The 15979-nt window shown below is 66.6% G+C and carries 17 protein-coding genes; 7 read left to right on the top strand and 10 right to left on the bottom strand.

What is annotated here, in order from left to right; translation table 11 throughout:
* The first annotated feature begins 61 nt into the window (after positions 1-61).
* The gene (locus tag KHC24_RS06635) at positions 62-442 is read left to right on the top strand and encodes a hypothetical protein (RefSeq protein WP_213360968.1); all 381 of its coding nucleotides are present in this window, start codon (positions 62-64) and stop codon (positions 440-442) included.
* On the opposite strand, the gene KHC24_RS06630 is transcribed toward KHC24_RS06635, so the two are convergent.
* Entirely contained in the window at positions 402-2009 is a 1608-nt protein-coding gene (locus KHC24_RS06630; protein WP_213360966.1) for a glycoside hydrolase family 17 protein, read from the bottom strand. The two genes, KHC24_RS06635 and KHC24_RS06630, sit on opposite strands and share 41 nt — an antisense overlap.
* Positions 2010-2315: 306 nt before the next feature.
* Here KHC24_RS06630 and KHC24_RS06625 point away from each other — a divergent pair, with 306 nt between their 5' ends.
* A complete protein-coding gene (locus KHC24_RS06625; protein ID WP_213360964.1) occupies positions 2316-2792 on the top strand; it encodes a hypothetical protein in 477 nt (158 codons plus the stop codon).
* A 264-nt stretch (positions 2793-3056) separates the two neighbouring features.
* On the top strand, positions 3057-5675 hold the full coding sequence (locus tag KHC24_RS06620) for a glycosyltransferase (RefSeq protein ID WP_246546186.1): 2619 nt from the start codon (positions 3057-3059) through the stop codon (positions 5673-5675).
* A 229-nt stretch (positions 5676-5904) separates the two neighbouring features.
* On the opposite strand, the gene KHC24_RS06615 is transcribed toward KHC24_RS06620, so the two are convergent.
* From KHC24_RS06615 to yidD, 3 genes are all read right to left on the bottom strand, one after another.
* Entirely contained in the window at positions 5905-6465 is a 561-nt protein-coding gene (locus KHC24_RS06615) for a helix-turn-helix domain-containing protein (protein ID WP_213360954.1), read from the bottom strand.
* Between the two features lie 275 nt (positions 6466-6740).
* A complete protein-coding gene (gene thrS, locus KHC24_RS06610; protein WP_213360951.1) occupies positions 6741-8702 on the bottom strand; it encodes a threonine--tRNA ligase in 1962 nt (653 codons plus the stop codon).
* Between the two features lie 98 nt (positions 8703-8800).
* Entirely contained in the window at positions 8801-9127 is a 327-nt protein-coding gene (yidD, locus tag KHC24_RS06605) for a membrane protein insertion efficiency factor YidD (RefSeq protein ID WP_373878604.1), read from the bottom strand.
* Positions 9128-9220: 93 nt separating this feature from the next.
* Here yidD and KHC24_RS06600 point away from each other — a divergent pair, with 93 nt between their 5' ends.
* Positions 9221-9721 (top strand): hypothetical protein, encoded by a 501-nt coding sequence (locus KHC24_RS06600; RefSeq protein WP_213360949.1) that lies wholly within the window; start codon positions 9221-9223, stop codon positions 9719-9721.
* 5 nt (positions 9722-9726) lie between these two features.
* Here the strand turns inward: KHC24_RS06600 and KHC24_RS06595 are convergent, their stop codons facing one another.
* Positions 9727-10176 carry an iron-sulfur cluster assembly scaffold protein gene (locus KHC24_RS06595; protein WP_213360947.1) on the bottom strand — a complete coding sequence of 150 codons (450 nt, stop codon included), beginning with the start codon at positions 10174-10176 and terminating at the stop codon, positions 9727-9729.
* Between the two features lie 228 nt (positions 10177-10404).
* Between KHC24_RS06595 and folE the strand changes: the two genes are divergently transcribed.
* Entirely contained in the window at positions 10405-11064 is a 660-nt protein-coding gene (gene folE / locus KHC24_RS06590) for a GTP cyclohydrolase I FolE (protein ID WP_213360945.1), read from the top strand.
* Positions 11061-11552 (top strand): phosphoribosyl-AMP cyclohydrolase, encoded by a 492-nt coding sequence (gene hisI, locus KHC24_RS06585; protein WP_213360943.1) that lies wholly within the window; start codon positions 11061-11063, stop codon positions 11550-11552. Before folE ends, hisI begins: the two co-directional genes overlap by 4 nt.
* Positions 11553-11734: 182 nt before the next feature.
* Here hisI and KHC24_RS06580 read toward each other — a convergent pair whose 3' ends face one another.
* Entirely contained in the window at positions 11735-12166 is a 432-nt protein-coding gene (locus KHC24_RS06580; RefSeq protein WP_213360941.1) for a CBS domain-containing protein, read from the bottom strand.
* Positions 12167-12385: 219 nt separating this feature from the next.
* Complete coding sequence (locus KHC24_RS24995) at positions 12386-13186, bottom strand: rhomboid family intramembrane serine protease (RefSeq protein ID WP_271180666.1); 801 nt, start codon at positions 13184-13186, stop codon at positions 12386-12388.
* A gap of 183 nt (positions 13187-13369) precedes the next feature.
* On the opposite strand from KHC24_RS24995, the gene KHC24_RS06570 reads away from it, so the two are divergent.
* Positions 13370-14026, top strand: coding sequence for a transglutaminase-like cysteine peptidase (locus tag KHC24_RS06570; protein ID WP_213360934.1), 657 nt, complete (start codon positions 13370-13372; stop codon positions 14024-14026).
* Positions 14027-14214: 188 nt separating this feature from the next.
* Here the strand turns inward: KHC24_RS06570 and KHC24_RS06565 are convergent, their stop codons facing one another.
* The 3 genes from KHC24_RS06565 to cysE all read right to left on the bottom strand — a co-directional run bounded on the left by KHC24_RS06565 (position 14215) and on the right by cysE (position 15918).
* Complete coding sequence (locus KHC24_RS06565) at positions 14215-14745, bottom strand: gamma carbonic anhydrase family protein (protein ID WP_213360932.1); 531 nt, start codon at positions 14743-14745, stop codon at positions 14215-14217.
* 21 nt (positions 14746-14766) lie between these two features.
* Positions 14767-14979, bottom strand: coding sequence for a DUF3126 family protein (locus tag KHC24_RS06560; RefSeq protein WP_213351414.1), 213 nt, complete (start codon positions 14977-14979; stop codon positions 14767-14769).
* An 87-nt stretch (positions 14980-15066) separates the two neighbouring features.
* The gene (gene cysE / locus KHC24_RS06555) at positions 15067-15918 is read right to left on the bottom strand and encodes a serine O-acetyltransferase (RefSeq protein ID WP_213360930.1); all 852 of its coding nucleotides are present in this window, start codon (positions 15916-15918) and stop codon (positions 15067-15069) included.
* Positions 15919-15979: the final 61 nt, after the last annotated feature.

The following is a 15979-nucleotide window of genomic DNA, read 5'->3' as shown; positions in this document are numbered from 1 at the left end:
GGCGGCGCACGCCGTGGCATCCAATGGGACGTTCGCAAGCCGCCGCGTCGAGGAGCCGATCATGAACCAGCGCAACTTCCTGCCGGGTGCCCGCGCCTGGAACGTCATCCTGGTGCTCGGCGGCTTCGCGCTCGGCTGGGCGATCTACATGCGCTACGCGCTGGTGGAACAGTCGGCGGTCGGGCTGGCCTGCCTCGGCGTCGAGACCGGCAGCTGCATCGCCCGGCGCACGGTGATCGAGCTGTTCGGCTATTCCGCCTTCGGCATCGCCGCGCTGGCGACGTCCATCATCCAGCTCATCCGCCCGTCGATCCCGATGTTCACCCTGGCGCTCATGGCCACCGCCGCCGGACTGGTGATGTACAACAACAACCTGTCCGGCGTGGCGGCGGGCCTGCTGCTCATCTCGTTTGCGCGGCCGTGGCGAGGCGCCAGAGACTGAGCGCCATCACCACCAGCAGCGCGCTGGTCCACAGGCCCTGCCAGTTGGCGACAGTCTCGTTGACGGCGATGTACAGGCCGCTGCCGAGGAAGATCGCCGCGGCGATCTTCTCGGCGGCCGCCGCCTCGGCGGTGACGCGGGGCGGGGCGACCAGCGCGTAGAAGGCGAAGGCCATGATGATCGGCGTCAGGCCGGCGAACTGGAAGTCCTTGTAGCGCGGGTCGAAGGCCAGCCCCAGCGCCACATGAGCGATCAGCACCACCGAGGCGGCGAGCAGCAGCGCCATCGCCCGCTCCACGGGCGCGGCGCTGCGGCGCGACGCACCGTCCAAAGCCTGGGTGAGCGCCACCGCCCTCGCCTGCCGGCCCACCGCGAAGGCGGCGACCAGCGGCACCAGGATCGCCAGGGCGAGGATCGAGCCGCCGCGGAGCCAGCCGCCGACGCCGAGGCTCTCGACCGGCACCGAGACCAGGGCGCGGCCGATCGTCAGCCCGGAAAACAGCGCAATGCCGGACACCGCCAGCCAGCGGCGGGTGTTCATGCTCTCGCCCCGGCCGCCAATGGCGCCGGCAACGAACACGCTCAACGCCAGGAAGATGCCGACGATCGCCTGCCGCAGCCAGTAGGGATGGTCCGACACCGCCTCGCCCCAGCCGAACTTGAAGTCGCGCGTATAGGCGTCGAGGAAGCCCCAATGGCCGCCGACCGTGCCCTCGGAGGCACGCTTCCACGGCTGGTCGAAGGCCTCGATGACGTTGAGCCGGTAGTTCTTCTCCTTGGCGAGCGCCAGCAACTCCTGAATCACCATCGCCTGGTTGGAGGGCGAGGGCAGCGCGCCCTCGCGCATGCGGCCCTCGCTCGGCCAGCCGGTCTCGCCGATCAGGATCTCCTTGTCGCCGAACACCTTGCCGACATGCTCGCGGATCTCGCCGATATGCGCGGCCGACTTGTCGGCGGCCACCGGCACATCTTCCCAGAACGGCAGGATGTGCACGGTGACGAAGTCGACATATTGCGCCAGCTCCTTGTTGCGCTCCCAGAACTCCCAGACATCGGCATAGGTGACCGGCACCGGCACCTTGGACTTCACCTCGCGGATCAGCGCCGCCATGCCGGTCGAGGATTGCTCGCCGCGCAGCAGCACCTCGTTGCCGACGATGACGGCATCGATGACGTCCGGGTTCTGCTGCGCCGCCTTTACCGCCGCATCGATCTCGACGCGGTTCTTCGCCTCGTCGCGGCCGATCCACATGCCTTGCAGCACCTTGAGCCCGTGCTTGCGGGCCATCGCCGGCACCACGTCGAGACCCATCTCGGTGGAATAGGTGCGCACGCAATGGGTGATCTTCGCCAGCCGGGCGAAGTCGTCGTCGATCTGCTCGGGGGGGATGACCAGGCCCTCGATGAAGGGCGACTGGCCGGGACGGAACGGCGCATAGGAGACGCACGGCATCTTCTCGCCTGCCGCCAGCGGGGTGGCCGGCATCGGCACCGGTTGGCCCAGCCAGGCCCAGACGGCAACGATCACCGCGCTGACGAGGGCGGCGAGCAGGACGGCGATGCGCATGCGGGAGGTCTCCAGCGGCAGGATGCGGTGCGGCACCGGCTGGGGTAGCGGTGCAAAATGGCGAGCGCAAGGGGGCTGACGCAGGGCGGCAAAACAGCGCGGACCAGGGACGCCCCCCAAGGAAAGGGCGCGTTGCCGGCTGGGCCGGGAGACGGCCCGCGAGCAGGAAGTTACGATGTTAAATGTCCGCTGAGGATGGTTACGCACAATGAGGCGGCAAAGGCGCCGCGATGCTGACAAATTCAGCAGCTTCACCTAGTGTCCTAAAGCCCGTTTGGTTTCCTCTCGCGTGTGACGAATTCCTCCATGTTGTGCTCCGTACGCCCCTTCGCCGCCGCTCTGCTCGGCGGCCTTCTCCTCACGGCCGCCGTCACCGCTCCGGCCTTCGCGCAGAACAGCGCGCCCGAGCAGAAGCCGGCCGAGCAGCAGTCCCCGGAAGAGCAGGCCAAGGAGGCCCAGCGCCGGTCGATCGAGGAATATAACGAGGCGGCCAAGCTGCCAGGCAATGCCGGCCTGCCGGAATGCGTGTGGAGCGGCCGGCGCATCGCCATGCTGCTGTGGCGCGACGATATCGACACGGCCCGCCGCCACATGGAGCTCTATGAGCGCTTCGGCTGCCCCACCGAGCACCTCAAGATCGCCTTCCGCTGCCTCGTGCGGCAGGGCAACATCGATCCCAAGGCGCAGGAGCGCCTCTCCGAGCGGGTGCATGCCTGCTGGGTGAACCCGGATTCGACGCCCGCCGCCCCGGCAGCGCCCGCCGCCGCGCCCGCCGCGCAATGATTTGAGCTCAATGATTTCATGGCGGGGCCCCAGCCGCGACACGCCTCCGCCACAGACGGGAACCATCTTCCCGGCGTCGCGTTCTAAGCAAGCCGCAGGCACGTATCGTATTTTTTGCGATGCAGCCATGTGGATGCTGCAAACGCGTTAAAGTTGAATTATATATTCGCCCGTTACCTCTCAAAAGCTGGTGGGTTGTCCATGCGTCCCGCTGTTCGTGTTGCTGCCGCTGCGATTGCGGTAGTCACGTCCGTGCATGCCTTCATGTGGCTCGCAATGCGTTCGGAGGTGACCGCTCCGGCGATCCCCGATCGTTTGGCCAGCATGTCCTTCGCGCCCTATGCGCGCGACATGAACCCGGACAAGGGGCAGTCGACCACGGAGGCGCAGGTTCGCGCCGACGTGGAGGCGGTTGCTCCCTATACCAAGGCGGTGCGCACCTATGCCTCGACCGGCGGGCTGGAGAACGTCGCCCGTATCGCTTCCGAAAAGGGGCTGAAGACGACCGTCGGCGCGTGGCTCGATGAAAACGAGGACCGCAACGCCCGCGAGATCGCCAACGCCATCGAGGCGGCGAAGAAGAATTCGAACGTCGTCGGCATCGTGGTCGGCAACGAGTCGATCCTGCGCGCCGAGCGCACCCCCGAACAGCTCATCGACACCATCCGCCGCGTGAAGCGCGAGGTGAACGTACCCGTCACCACTGGCGAGACCTGGGACGTCTGGCTCGAGCATCCCGAGCTGGTATCGGCCGTCGACTACATCGCCGCCCATATCCTGCCCTATTGGGAAGGCGTGCCGGCCGACCAGGTGGTCGACCGCACCATCAACATCTATAACCGCCTGCGCGCTGCCTATCCCGGCAAGCGCATCGTCATCGCCGAGTTCGGCTGGCCCAGCGCCGGCTACAACCGCGACGCCGCGGTGCCCGGCGAGCTGATCCAGGCGCGGGTGATCCGCGACTTCGCTGCCCGCGCGGATGCGCTCGGCATCGACTACAACCTCATCGAGGCCTTCGACGCGCCGTGGAAGAGCTTCGAAGGCTCGGTCGGCCAGTACTGGGGCATGCTCGACGCCGACCGGCATCTGAAGTTCCCGCTGGCCGGGCCGGTGACCCCGGTCACCTACAACGCCACCGCCGCCATCGCGCTGCTGTTCGGCATCGCCTTCTCGCTGCCGCTGTTCCGCTTCGCCCGGTTGACCTTCACCCAGGCCGCGGTAATGGCCGGCGCCGCCAACCTGGTGGGCGCCTGGATCGCCACCGTCACCGATCATTGGCTGACCCACTATGTCGTCGGCGGCAACAAGATCACCTTCGTGGTCTCGATCGTGCTGCTGGTGCCGCTGGTCATCGTCATGCTGTACCGGGTCGAGGAACTGGCGACCATCGCCTTCGGCCGTCGTCCGCGCCGGCTGATTGAGGCGAACAACGCCGCCATGCCGGCCCGCACCCCCAAGGTGTCGATCCACATACCGGCCTATAAAGAGCCGCCGGAGATGCTGAAGCAGACGCTCGACGGCGTCGCCCGGCTCGACTGGCCGAACTACGAATGCCTGGTCATCATCAACAATACGCCCGACCCGGCCTTCTGGGAGCCGATCGAGGCCTATTGTGAGCAACTCGGCGAGCGTTTCAAATTCATCAACCTGCCCAAGGTCGAGGGCTTCAAGGCCGGCGCGCTGCGCGTCGCCATGGAGCAGACCGCGCCGGATGCCGAGATCATCGGCGTGATTGACGCCGACTACGTGGTGGCGCCGAACTGGCTGCGCGACCTGGTGCCGACCTTCGAGGACCCGACGGTGGGCATCGTGCAGGCGCCGCAGGACCATCGCGACTCCAAGCGTAGCCTCATGCACGAGGCGATGAATACCGAATATGCCGGTTTTTTCGACATTGGCATGGTCCAGCGCAACGAGCACGACGCCATCGTCGTGCACGGCACCATGTGCTTGATCCGCCGCGCCGCCATGGTGGAAGCCGGCGAATGGTCGAGCGACACGATCTGCGAGGATACCGATCTCGGCCTCTCGATCGTCGAGCGCGGCTGGAAGAGCCACTACACCAACACCCGCTACGGCTGGGGCCTGCTGCCGGACGACTTCGCCTCGTTCAAGAAGCAGCGCCACCGCTGGGCCTATGGCGGCATGCAGATCATCAAGAAGCACTGGCGCCGCATGCTGCCCAATGGCGGCACCCGCCTCAACCCGGCGCAGCGCCGCGAATTCTCGATCGGCTGGGTGAGCTGGCTCGGCGCCGAGAGCATCGGCGCGCTGGTGGCGGTGCTGTCGCTGCTTTGGGCGCCGGTGGTGCTCGGCCTCGGCATCGCCGTGCCGCAGCGGATCCTGACCGTGCCGATCGTGTTCTGCTTCGGCATCTATGTGCTGCATTTCTGCGCCCTCTATCGCCTGCGGGTGGCAACCACGCCGCTGCGGATGATCGGCGCGGCCTTCGCCGCCATGGCGGTGCAGTTCACGGTGGCCAAGGCGGTCTATGACGGCTTCCGCTACAAGGACCTCGCCTTCGCCCGCACCGCCAAGGGCTCGTGGCTGGCTGGCGCCGCCCGCGCCTTCCCGGCGCTGCCGGAGGCGGTGATCGGCGGCGGGCTGCTGCTCAGCGCCATCGCCCTGCGCATGACCAACTGGCATGCGGTGGTCGAGGTGGATCTGTTCGCCCTGGCGCTGGCGATCCAGGCGCTGCCCTTCCTCGCCGCTGCCGTCATCGGCTGGCTAGAGGGTTCGAAGTATAACGAGTTCGCGACCTGGGCGACCCTGCGCTCCCGCGCCGTCGCGCTGCTGCCGGGTCGGACTGCCCAGCCGGTGCCGGTCGGCGTCACCGTCAACAGCGCCGCAGGCGAGCTGCCGCCTGCGGGAACGCAGCTGTAAAACGAAGCCGCCGGATGTCTGGTTCGGCCGCCTCACGACGACGCTGAAGCGCCGGTCCCTCGCGGGGCCGGCGTTTTGCTTTTGGAGGCGTCAAACCATGGCTGAGTATGCCGTCGCCTTCCGTTTCATGCGGCCTCGAAGGATGCGGTGGGCGGCAAACGCCAGTGCTCGGGCGGCAATGGCTTCTTGGTGCGACGGTCGTGCCTGTCCATGTCGGCAGACGACAGGATCAGGGCATCAGTTCCGCCAGAATGGCCCACTGTCCCTGATGCTCGACCAGCGCCTCTTTCGTGCGATTGCGGGTCACCACCTCTTCGACCAGGTTCGAATAGGCCATCCTGGTCGCGTCCAGCGAGCGCACCCAGATATAGGGAATGGTGCGATCGACCAGAGCTTCGAGCGGGCTACGCGTATAGTCGCCCTGCATGAAGGCGAGGCTGCACAGGATCAGATGCGTGGTGCCGCCGCGCAGTCCGATGCATCCGGGATCGTTGGTCTCGATCACGGTGAAGCCGAGGCCGGTATAGGGCTGCCGGGCAGTACCGATGTCGCGGGTAATGGTGAGCGGGGTTATGCGGTGGATGGGACCGTCGGGCAGCACCAGCGCCGCCTCCGGCAGGGACATGGCGATGGCAAGCGCCGCGAGCGAGGTCGGCGTCGCCGCTTTGCCGCCCTCCAGTCGCTGCACGGTGCGCACGCTCACCCCACTGACCGCCGCCAGCTGATCCTGCGACCAGCCACGCTTGAGGCGCTCTGATCTGAGCCGGCTGCGATTGATGCGTTGGGGCATGGCTGATCTCCGGGGAAAGCCAGCCCACCGTAGCGCCGAGGCGGCCTGCCGACCACGACAGCGGCCCGTCACGCGCGAGCGTTTCCCTCGGTCCCTGCCAATTGGACGCGGCCGTGGCGTGGACGGAGCTGACCAGCCCGGCCGGACGGTAGCGCGGCGGCGATCCCAGGCACCGCTCAAAGGAAAAAGGCCCGGAGCGCGCTCCGGGCCTTCCATGGAGGGGTATCGGGCACGGCTTCAAGCCCGGCCCGGTTCGTGTCGCCTGCCCGCTCCGCTCATTCGGCGGCGCGCAGCACGTCCGGTGCGGTCGCCTCGGCCACCAGAGCGTCGAGCGCCGCCTCGAGGGTCATTGCCGTCTGGTTCGGCGAGCCGAGGCGGCGGATGGAGACGGTGCGCTCGGCCGCCTCCTTGCGCCCGACCACCACCAGCGCCGGCACCTTGGCCAGCGAATGCTCACGGACCTTATAGTTGATCTTCTCGTTGCGCAGATCGAGCTCGACCCGCAGGCCGCGCTTCTTCGCCAGCGCCACGATCTCCTGCGCGTAGTCGTCGCCTTCCGAGGTGATGGTCGCCACCACCGCCTGCACCGGCGCCAGCCAGAGCGGGAAATGCCCGGCGAAATGCTCGATCAATATGCCGGTGAAGCGCTCCATCGAGCCGCAAATGGCGCGGTGGATCATCACCGGCGTCTTCTTGCCGCCGTCGGCATCGACGTAGAAGGCGCCGAAGCGCTCCGGCAGGTTGAAGTCGACCTGGGTGGTGCCGCACTGCCATTCGCGGCCGATGGCGTCGCGCAGGGTGTATTCGAATTTCGGGCCGTAGAAGGCGCCCTCGCCCGGCAGGATGCCGGTCTTGATCTTGCCGCCGGATTCCGCCTCGATCTGGGTGAGCACCCGGCCCATGACGTCCTCGGCGTGGTCCCACACCGCGTCCGAGCCGACGCGCTTCTCCGGCCGGGTGGAGAGCTTCACCACGATCTCCTCGAAGCCGAAATCGGCATAGGTCGAGAGGATGAGATCGTTGATCTTCAGGCACTCCGCCGCCATCTGCTCCTCGGTGCAGAAGATGTGGGCGTCGTCCTGGGTGAAGCCGCGCACCCGCATCAGCCCGTGCAGCGCGCCGGACGGCTCGTAGCGATGCACAGAACCGAATTCCGCAAGCCGCATAGGCAGATCGCGGTAGGACTTCAGGCCGTGCTTGAAGATCTGTACATGGCCGGGGCAGTTCATCGGCTTCAGCGCGTAGACGCGGTCATTGTCCTCGGTGTCGCCGGCCGGCTGCACCTTGAACATGTTCTCCTTGTACCAGCCCCAGTGGCCGGAGGTCTCCCACAGCGACTTGTCGAGCACCTGCGGGGCGTTGACCTCGTCATAATCGGCAGCGAGGCGCCGGCGCATATAGGCGACGAGGTTCTGGAACAGGCTCCAGCCCTTCGGGTGCCAGAACACCACGCCCGGCCCTTCCTCCTGGAAGTGAAACAGGTCCATCTCGCGACCGAGGCGGCGATGGTCGCGCTTCTCGGCCTCTTCCAGCTGGAGGATGTAGGCGTTCAGCTCCTCATCCGTACGCCAGGCGGTGGCGTAGATGCGGGTCAGCATCTGGTTGTTGCTGTCGCCGCGCCAATAGGCGCCGGCCACCTTCATCAGCTTGAAGGAGTTGCCGATCTTGCCGACGCTCGGCATGTGCGGGCCGCGGCAGAGATCGAACCACTCGCCCTGCTTGTAGATCTTCAGCGACTGGTCGTCCGGGATCGCGTCGATCAGTTCGACCTTGAACGCCTCGCCCTTCTCCTTGAAGACGCGCTTGGCCTCGTCGCGCTCCCACACCTCCTTGGTGAAGGGAGCGTCGCGGGCGATGATCTCGCGCATCTTCTTCTCGATGGCGGGGAAATCCTCCGGCGAGAACGGCTCGTTGCGGAAGAAGTCGTAATAGAAGCCGTTCTCGATCACCGGGCCGATGGTGACCTGTGTGCCCGGCCACAGCGCCTGCACTGCCTCGGCCAGCACATGGGCGGCGTCGTGGCGGATGAGTTCCAGCGCTTCGGGGCTCTCGCGGGTGACGAGCTCGAATTTCGTGTCGGCGGTGATGGGGTCGGAGAGGTCGCTCAGCACGCCGTCGAGCTTCATCGCCAGAGACTTCTTGGCAAGCGACTTGGCGATGGAGGCGGCAACCTCGGCGCCGGTGGTGCCGGAGGCATACTCACGGACGGCGCCATCGGGGAATGTAAGGTGGATCATGGTCTTTTCTCCCGCCCACTCCTGCGAACCACGCAGGTAGGCTGTTCTACGTGACGTAACCGGCGGACCGTCATCCGCCCGCGCGGGCTGGTGCGGGCCTAGTCTTTCACCCATGCGCCGGGCGCCCGCGCATAGCGCCACGGCATATACCACGCCGCTTTCGGCGGCAATTCGATTGGCACCGCCTCGAAGCCGGAACCGCCCCAGGGATGGCAGCGGCAGATACGCCCGGCCGCCATCCAGCCGCCGGCCCAGGCGCCATGGCGGACGATTGCCTGATCGGCGAACTCCGAGCAGGTCGGCAAATAGCGGCATTGCCGCCCCATGAAGGCGGAGAGCGAATAGCGGTAGACGAGGATCGGTATCCGCAACAGGTGGCGCGGCACGTGCCGCAGCGTCGCCAGGGCATCCATGCGCGGTTTCACCACGCCCTCCCCGCACCCCTAACCGGGAACCGGCGGGCGCGCCGCGCATTAACGCCAGGCCCGATGGGCGTTGAGCTGGGAGCTTGCTTCATAATGACCACCACGCTGCGCCTTCTGTTGCTTGCCGGCATGACGGCCCTCACACCCTTCGCGCTCCTGCCCGCCGCGGCGCAAAATCCCGCCCCTGCCAGCCCGCCGCAGGTAAACGCCCCACCTGGCAACGCCCCACCTGCCGCGGCACCCGCGCCGAAGCCCGCCCCCACCGCGCCCGCGGGGCCGGCCGGCGGCACCCAGCCGGCGCCCTCGGCAGCCACGTCGCCGGAGGTGGACCCGGACATGCAGCGTGTCGCCGCCTGCAAGGAGCGGGCTCTGGAGCGGCTGAAGGCGGTCTCGCCCTCCATCGACGACATCTACATGGACGTCGACGGCCTCACCATCGCCACCGCCAACAGCAAGATCGGCGATACGCCGGTGAGCGGGGTGATCATGGGCGAGGCCTACATCCAGCGCGACCGCAAGGACGAGCCGAACCGCTTCGTCTGCCTCACCGGGCCGAAGGGCGACGTGCTGTTCACCTTCTTCACCGTGCGGTGAGCGCCCTATTCCGCCGCCTCGGTCGCCTGCCGCGCTTCGATCTGGCCGATGGCATCGACCACCGCGTCGAAGGTCAGCAGGGTCGAGGCGTGGCGGGCCTTGTAGTCGCGCACCGGCTCCAGCACCGCGAGCTCGGACCAGCGCCCGCCGGGAGCCGGGCCATTCTCCTTCAGCATGCGGCGCATCGCCTCGCGCACCTCGCGCAGCTCCTCCGCCGTCGAGCCGACCACATGGTCGGCCATGATCGAGGAAGAGGCCTGCCCGAGGGCGCAGGCGCGCACCTCATGGGCGAAATCGGTGACGATCCCGTCCTTCATGGCGAGGTCGATGGTGACGGTGGAACCGCAAAGTTTCGAATGCGCCGTTGCAGTGGCATCCGGCGCCTCCAGCCGGCCGAGCCGTGGTATATCGGCGGCAAGCTCGAGGATGCGGCGATTATAAACGTCGTTGATCATGAGAGCGCCCATCCGCTAGGAGCGGCATTGCGTTGAATGGCTGGTTGCGACGCGGTACGTGTCCCTTATATAGGAATGCGGGATCGTGGCGAAAGAAGCCCCGGTCCCGTTCGAGCCTCTGCGCGTCAGGCAGAGCGGCCGGCTTCCGGCTACTCCGCACCCGCATGGCGACAAAACCGGTGACACCCCGGCGCCCGGTTATCAATGCGCCGTCGAACGGAGTTCGTCATGGATGCCGTGCTGAATGCCTTGATGCGTAGTGCAAAGAACGAAAGCGAAAGCCCTGTGGAGGCCACCCAGACTATGGCCACGCAGAAGCCGAGCCGCGAGGACGCCGAAGCCGCGGTGCGCACACTCATCGCCTGGGCCGGCGACAACCCGGACCGCGAGGGCCTGATCGACACGCCCAAGCGCGTGGTGCGGGCCTATGAGGAGCTCTACAAGGGCTACAGCGCCCCGCTGGAGAGCGTGCTCGACCGCACCTTCGGTGAGATAGGCAATTTCGACGACATGGTCGTGGTGCGCGACATCGTGTTCTATTCGCACTGCGAACACCACATGGTGCCGTTCATGGGCAAGGCGCATGTCGCCTATTTCCCGGTGGAGCGCGTGGTCGGCCTGTCCAAGATCGCTCGCGTGGTCGACTTGTATGCCCGCCGCCTGCAGACACAGGAGCACATGACCTCGCAAATCATCACCGCTCTCGACGAGACGCTGAAGCCGCGCGGGGTCGCCATCCTCATCGAGGCCGAGCACATGTGCATGGCGATGCGCGGCATTCAGAAGCCGGGCGCCTCCACCGTCACCATGCAGTTCACCGGCGTGTTCCGCGACGATCCGCAGGAGCAGGTGCGCTTCATGAACCTGATTCGCGGCGCCCGTCCGTGACCGACGCCGCCCGTTGGTTCGCCCCCGCCGGCGACAAGCACGCGGTGGAGGAAGGCGACCGTCTCAGCCCGAGATTCGATGCCGACGGCCTCGTTACCGCCGTAGCGGTCGATGCAGGTGACGGTGCGGTGCTGATGCTCGCCCACATGAACGCACAGGCGCTGGCGCTGACCATCGAGACCGGCCTGGCACACTATTACAGCCGCTCGCGCCGTAGGCTGTGGAAGAAGGGCGAGGAGAGCGGTCACCTGCAGAAGGTGGTGGAGCTCCGGATCGATTGTGACCAGGACGCGGTGCTGATGCGGGTCGAGATGGCCGGCAGCGGCGCGGCCTGCCACACCGGGCACCGCTCGTGCTTCTTCCGCTCGGTGCCGCTCGGCGCGCCGCCGACCCCGGAGCTGAAGCTCGCGGTGAATGACGTCGGCCGGTTGTTCGATCCGCAGCAGGTTTACGGTACGCCGGACAAGACCGACACGCCGCGCTTCTGAGCGGGCCCAGAGGCGATCACGCACGGCGCGCCCCTATCCGGCGCGATCTTGTCCGGGCCTGACCCGGAAGGGTCCGGGATGGGCAACGGCAGGAGGCGCACGGCGACCGCCCGCCGGATCTCCGGAGAACCTCCGAAGAGGGCGGGCAGCCAAAGAGTGGGTGCGCCTCGCGTCGATACGCCTCAGGTCGACAGGATGTATTCCCGCATCGCCGAGCTCTCGCGCTCGAACTCCGCAAGGCGGTGCTTCACTACGTCGCCGATGGAAACGAGGCCGATCAGCTTGCCGCCCTGCACCACCGGCATGTGGCGGAAGCGGCCGGCCGTCATCTGCTCCATCAGCTGCGGCACCGTCTCGTTGGTGTCGCAGGTGACCACCTTGGTGGTCATCACCGTGTCCAACTCGTCGTCGAGCCGTTCCGGTCCCTCCAGCCCGATCACCCGCACCACGTCGCGCTCCGACAGGATGCCGATAACCCGCCGCTCGCGGTCCGTCACCACCAGGGCGCCAATGCGCTTCTGGGCCATCAACTCGGCCGCCTCGCGCAGCGAAGCGCTCGGACCGATGGTCTCAACGCTGTAACCCTTCTCGTCCAAGATAGACCGTACGGTCATTGGCTTGCCTCCTTCCCGGCGGGCATCATCCGTCGCGGTGATGCCCGGTTTGTCGGGCGGATCGTTTCATCGTCCGCCGGCTCAGAACGGGCCATGCATTGGCACGTTCCCTTGCGACAGATGATCGTTCCGAATGGAGCGGACGGCAATAGGGTTGCTGCAACTCGCCGGAACCCGCCGCCGCAACGGCCGGGCGGCACCGGGCGGGCCGTTGCGTGATCAGCCGGCGTAGCGGCGATCGTCCGGCGCGCGGCGTACCGGATCGAACAGCGGAAAAGCCAGCAGACCGGCGAGGAAACCGCCAATATGCGCCTCCCAGGCAACGGTGCCGGAGGCGATGCCGCTCGGCGCGCCGAGGCCGAAGGCGATGTTGATGGCGAACCATACCACCACGAAGCTGATCACCCGCCGGTCGCGCAGGATGCGCGTCAGCGGCTGCGCCGGCACGTGCACCGCGTGCCGCGCGGTGTCCGGGCGCCAGGCGGCGTAGCCCTCGGTCGCGAACATGAAGCGCAGCGACGCCGCCATGCAGCCCGACACCGCGGCGGAGGCGCCGATCATCGGCACCGGTTCGCCGGCATGGGTCAGCAGATGCAGCCCGGCGCCGGCCGCCGCCGTGAACAGGAAGAAGACGACGAAACGCGCCGCGCCGAAGCGCCGCGCCACCGGCGAGCCGAAGGCCAGCAGCCAGAGCGTGTTGATGCCGACATGCATGAAATCGGCATGCAGGAAGGCATAGGTCACGAAGGTCCACACATCCGCCCCGCTGCCGCCGGGCAGAACGCCATCGGCGAATACGGTGGGATCGAAGCGCGCCGGGATGAAGGCGAACAGGGCGAGGATCTCGACGTCGATCCCCTCCCCCACCAGAGCGCGGACGGCCTGAATGGCGACGAGCACAACCGCCAGCACGACGATCACCGCCGGCACGTTGAAGATGGGCTGGTGCCGGGGATCGGCATGTCGGGTCGCGTCTAGCACGCCGATCACATAGGCGCCCTGCACCGACTCGGCAAGCACGGGCGGAGCGGGCGCGTGCCCGACAGACGTAAATAAAATCCAAGCCGCAATGGTTAACGAGCAATAGAAAACCCGTTAACATTCCATGTCGGCAGTCGTTACGAATTCCGCGCTTCGCTTAGACCAAGATCAAAACCTCTCTGTCATGATGTGATCGTGGACAGGGAAATGGAGTTCGCGAAGATGAAGAGCCTCACGGGGGCCTTGGTCGCGGTGGCGATGGCGGTGCTGGCAGTGCCGGCCGAGATGGCGCCGGCCCGGGCCAGCGAAGCGCGCGCGAGCGAGGCGGTGGCGATGCTCTCGCCCTTCGCCGCCAATATGGCGGTGAGCGGCTCGACCTCGACCCCGGTCGGCTATGCGCGCTTCTGTGAGGAAATGCCGGCCGAATGCGGCAATGGTAACGGCCGCGCCGGCCGGGTCGTCGTCAACGAGGCGGAATTCCACCAGCTCCAGAAGGTGAACGACGAGATCAATGCCCGCATCCAGCCGATGACCGACATCGATCACTATGGCGAAGTCGAGCGCTGGACCTTTGCGGAAGACGGTTATGGCGACTGCGAGGAATATGTACTGGTGAAGCGCCGCGAGTTGGTCCGTCTCGGCTGGCCGCCGGAGACGCTGCTCATCACCGTGGTGCGCGACAAGAAGAATGCCGGCCACGCGGTGCTTGCCGTGGTGAGCGACCGCGGCGACCTGGTGCTCGACAACCAGGAAGCGCCGATCCTGCTGTGGCATGAGACCGGCTATCGCTTCGTGAAGCGGCAGGCGCAAGGCAACCCGAACCGCTGGGTTTCGCTGGGCGACGTGCTGGCGCCGGCGACCGTCGGCCGCGCCAAGTAAGCCGATACGAGGAGGGGCTGGCGCCCACCTTCCGAAGGACGTGTCGGGCGGAAGCCATGCGCGGGGATGGTTGACCGAAGCTGAAGATCCGGCGCGGATTTACCTAAAACAAACGCTCCCGACAGATTGGCGGGAGCGTTTTTGTTTAATCGGCCTTTACGATAACTTGCCGGCGCCGGATAGCGGGCTCAGTCGATGCGCTTCAGACCTTCGGCGAAGCGGCGCCAGTTGCGCACATAATGCGCGGCGGTGCCGTGAATGCGCGCCTGCCATTCCGGTCCGAGCTCGCGGATCGCCTTGGCCGGCGCACCGACGATGAGCGAATTATCCGGAAACTCCTTGCCCTCGGTGACCAGCGCCCCCGCCCCGACGAGGCAGTTGCTACCGATGCGGGCGCCGTTGAGGATGGTGGCGCCCATGCCGACCAGGCTGTTTTCCCCGATGGTGCAGCCGTGCAGCATCGCCTTGTGGCCGATGGTGCAGTCGTCGCCAATGGTCATCGGGAAGCCGGGATCGGTGTGCAGGACGCACAATTCCTGGATATTCACCCGTGCGCCGAGGGAGATCCGCTCATTGTCGCCGCGGATGACCGAACCGAACCACACGCTCGCCTCGTCGGCGAGCGCCACATGGCCGATGACGGTGGCATCCGGGGCGACCCAGAAGCGCCCGAGGGCAGGAAGCTCCGGCTGGACGCCGTCAAGGGCATAGATCGGCATGGGTCAATCCTCCAGAAGCGATCAATCTTCGAGGTCGGTATCGAGGATCGCCATCTGGAAATTATAGGACAGGTCGCCGTCTTCCTTGTCCTCGAACATCACGCCGATGAACTCGTCGCCGATATAGACCTCGGCGGAATCCTTCTTCTTCGGGCGTGCCACGACCTTGATCTGCGTGTTGTTGAACAACCGGCGCATATAGGTCTGGACGCGCTCGAGATCCTTCTTTTCCAAAACCGTGCTCCCACGATGGTGTGTCGGGCCGCAGGCTTGCCACGGCACGGCGTGCCGCGCAACAGCGCCGGGGTTACTTCCCCCGGTTCAGATCGACTCGCCGAGGAACGGCGGCTCGAAAAGCTGGTCCATGCTGCGCGAGGGATCGCAGCACGAGCCGGTTTCGCCAACGATGCGTGCCGGCACGCCGGCCACCGTGGTCTTGGGCGGCACCGGCTTCAGCACCACCGAACCGGCCGCGACGCGGGCGCAATGGCCGATCTCGATATTGCCGAGCACCTTGGCGCCGGCACCAATGAGCACGCCGTAACGGATCTTCGGATGGCGGTCGCCATGCTCCTTGCCGGTGCCGCCGAGGGTGACGTTTTGCAGGATCGAGACATCGTCCTCGATCACTGCCGTCTCGCCGACCACGATGCCGGTGGCATGATCGAAGAAGATGCCGCGCCCGAACGGCGCCGCCGGATTGATGTCGACCTGGTTCACCGCCGAGGAGCGGCTCTGCAGATACAGCGCGAAGTCGCGGCGGCCATTGTGCCAGAGCCAATGCGCGAGGCGATGGGTCTCGATAGCGTGGAAGCCCTTGAAATAGAGCAGCGGCTGGATCGCCCGGTCGGTTGCCGGGTCACGGTCGCACACCGCCATCAGATCGGCGCGGATGGCGACGCCGAGCGAGGGGTCGGCGGCAAAGGCGTCGTCATAGGCCTGCCGGATCAGTTCGGCGGGAACATCGGCATGATCGAGACGCTGGGCGATGCGATGCGCCACCGCCTTTTCCAGCGACTGGTGATGCAGCACCGTCGAATAGACGAAGCTCGCCAGCGCCGGGTCGTTCATGGCCACGTCCTCCGCCTCCTGGCGGATGCGCGACCAGACCGGATCGACCTTCTCGATGAGGGAGCGCGTCGCGTCCGCGCGCGAATTGAAAGCCTGCACCATTGCCTTACATCCTGTCGATTGCCTCTCGCGAGAGGCGCGGCCACCGCCGGAAGGAGCCGGA

The organism is Ancylobacter defluvii, from assembly GCF_018390605.1.
Taxonomy (GTDB): domain Bacteria; phylum Pseudomonadota; class Alphaproteobacteria; order Rhizobiales; family Xanthobacteraceae; genus Ancylobacter; species Ancylobacter defluvii.
Note: the sequence above shows the minus strand (reverse complement) of the source record. Positions and strands in the feature narration are given on the sequence as shown.

What these genes read in the sequence shown, in the direction of transcription:
- KHC24_RS06635 (WP_213360968.1), top strand. Translation starts at nt 62, where the DNA reads ATGAACCAGCGCAACTTCCTGCCGGGTGCCCGCGCCTGGAACGTCATC.
- KHC24_RS06630 (WP_213360966.1), bottom strand. Translation starts at nt 2,009, where the DNA reads ATGCGCATCGCCGTCCTGCTCGCCGCCCTCGTCAGCGCGGTGATCGTT.
- KHC24_RS06625 (WP_213360964.1), top strand. Translation starts at nt 2,316, where the DNA reads ATGTTGTGCTCCGTACGCCCCTTCGCCGCCGCTCTGCTCGGCGGCCTT.
- KHC24_RS06620 (WP_246546186.1), top strand. Translation starts at nt 3,057, where the DNA reads ATGTGGCTCGCAATGCGTTCGGAGGTGACCGCTCCGGCGATCCCCGAT.
- KHC24_RS06615 (WP_213360954.1), bottom strand. Translation starts at nt 6,465, where the DNA reads ATGCCCCAACGCATCAATCGCAGCCGGCTCAGATCAGAGCGCCTCAAG.
- thrS (WP_213360951.1), bottom strand. Translation starts at nt 8,702, where the DNA reads ATGATCCACCTTACATTCCCCGATGGCGCCGTCCGTGAGTATGCCTCC.
- KHC24_RS06600 (WP_213360949.1), top strand. Translation starts at nt 9,221, where the DNA reads ATGACCACCACGCTGCGCCTTCTGTTGCTTGCCGGCATGACGGCCCTC.
- KHC24_RS06595 (WP_213360947.1), bottom strand. Translation starts at nt 10,176, where the DNA reads ATGATCAACGACGTTTATAATCGCCGCATCCTCGAGCTTGCCGCCGAT.
- folE (WP_213360945.1), top strand. Translation starts at nt 10,405, where the DNA reads ATGGATGCCGTGCTGAATGCCTTGATGCGTAGTGCAAAGAACGAAAGC.
- KHC24_RS06580 (WP_213360941.1), bottom strand. Translation starts at nt 12,166, where the DNA reads ATGACCGTACGGTCTATCTTGGACGAGAAGGGTTACAGCGTTGAGACC.
- KHC24_RS06570 (WP_213360934.1), top strand. Translation starts at nt 13,370, where the DNA reads ATGAAGAGCCTCACGGGGGCCTTGGTCGCGGTGGCGATGGCGGTGCTG.
- KHC24_RS06565 (WP_213360932.1), bottom strand. Translation starts at nt 14,745, where the DNA reads ATGCCGATCTATGCCCTTGACGGCGTCCAGCCGGAGCTTCCTGCCCTC.
- cysE (WP_213360930.1), bottom strand. Translation starts at nt 15,918, where the DNA reads ATGGTGCAGGCTTTCAATTCGCGCGCGGACGCGACGCGCTCCCTCATC.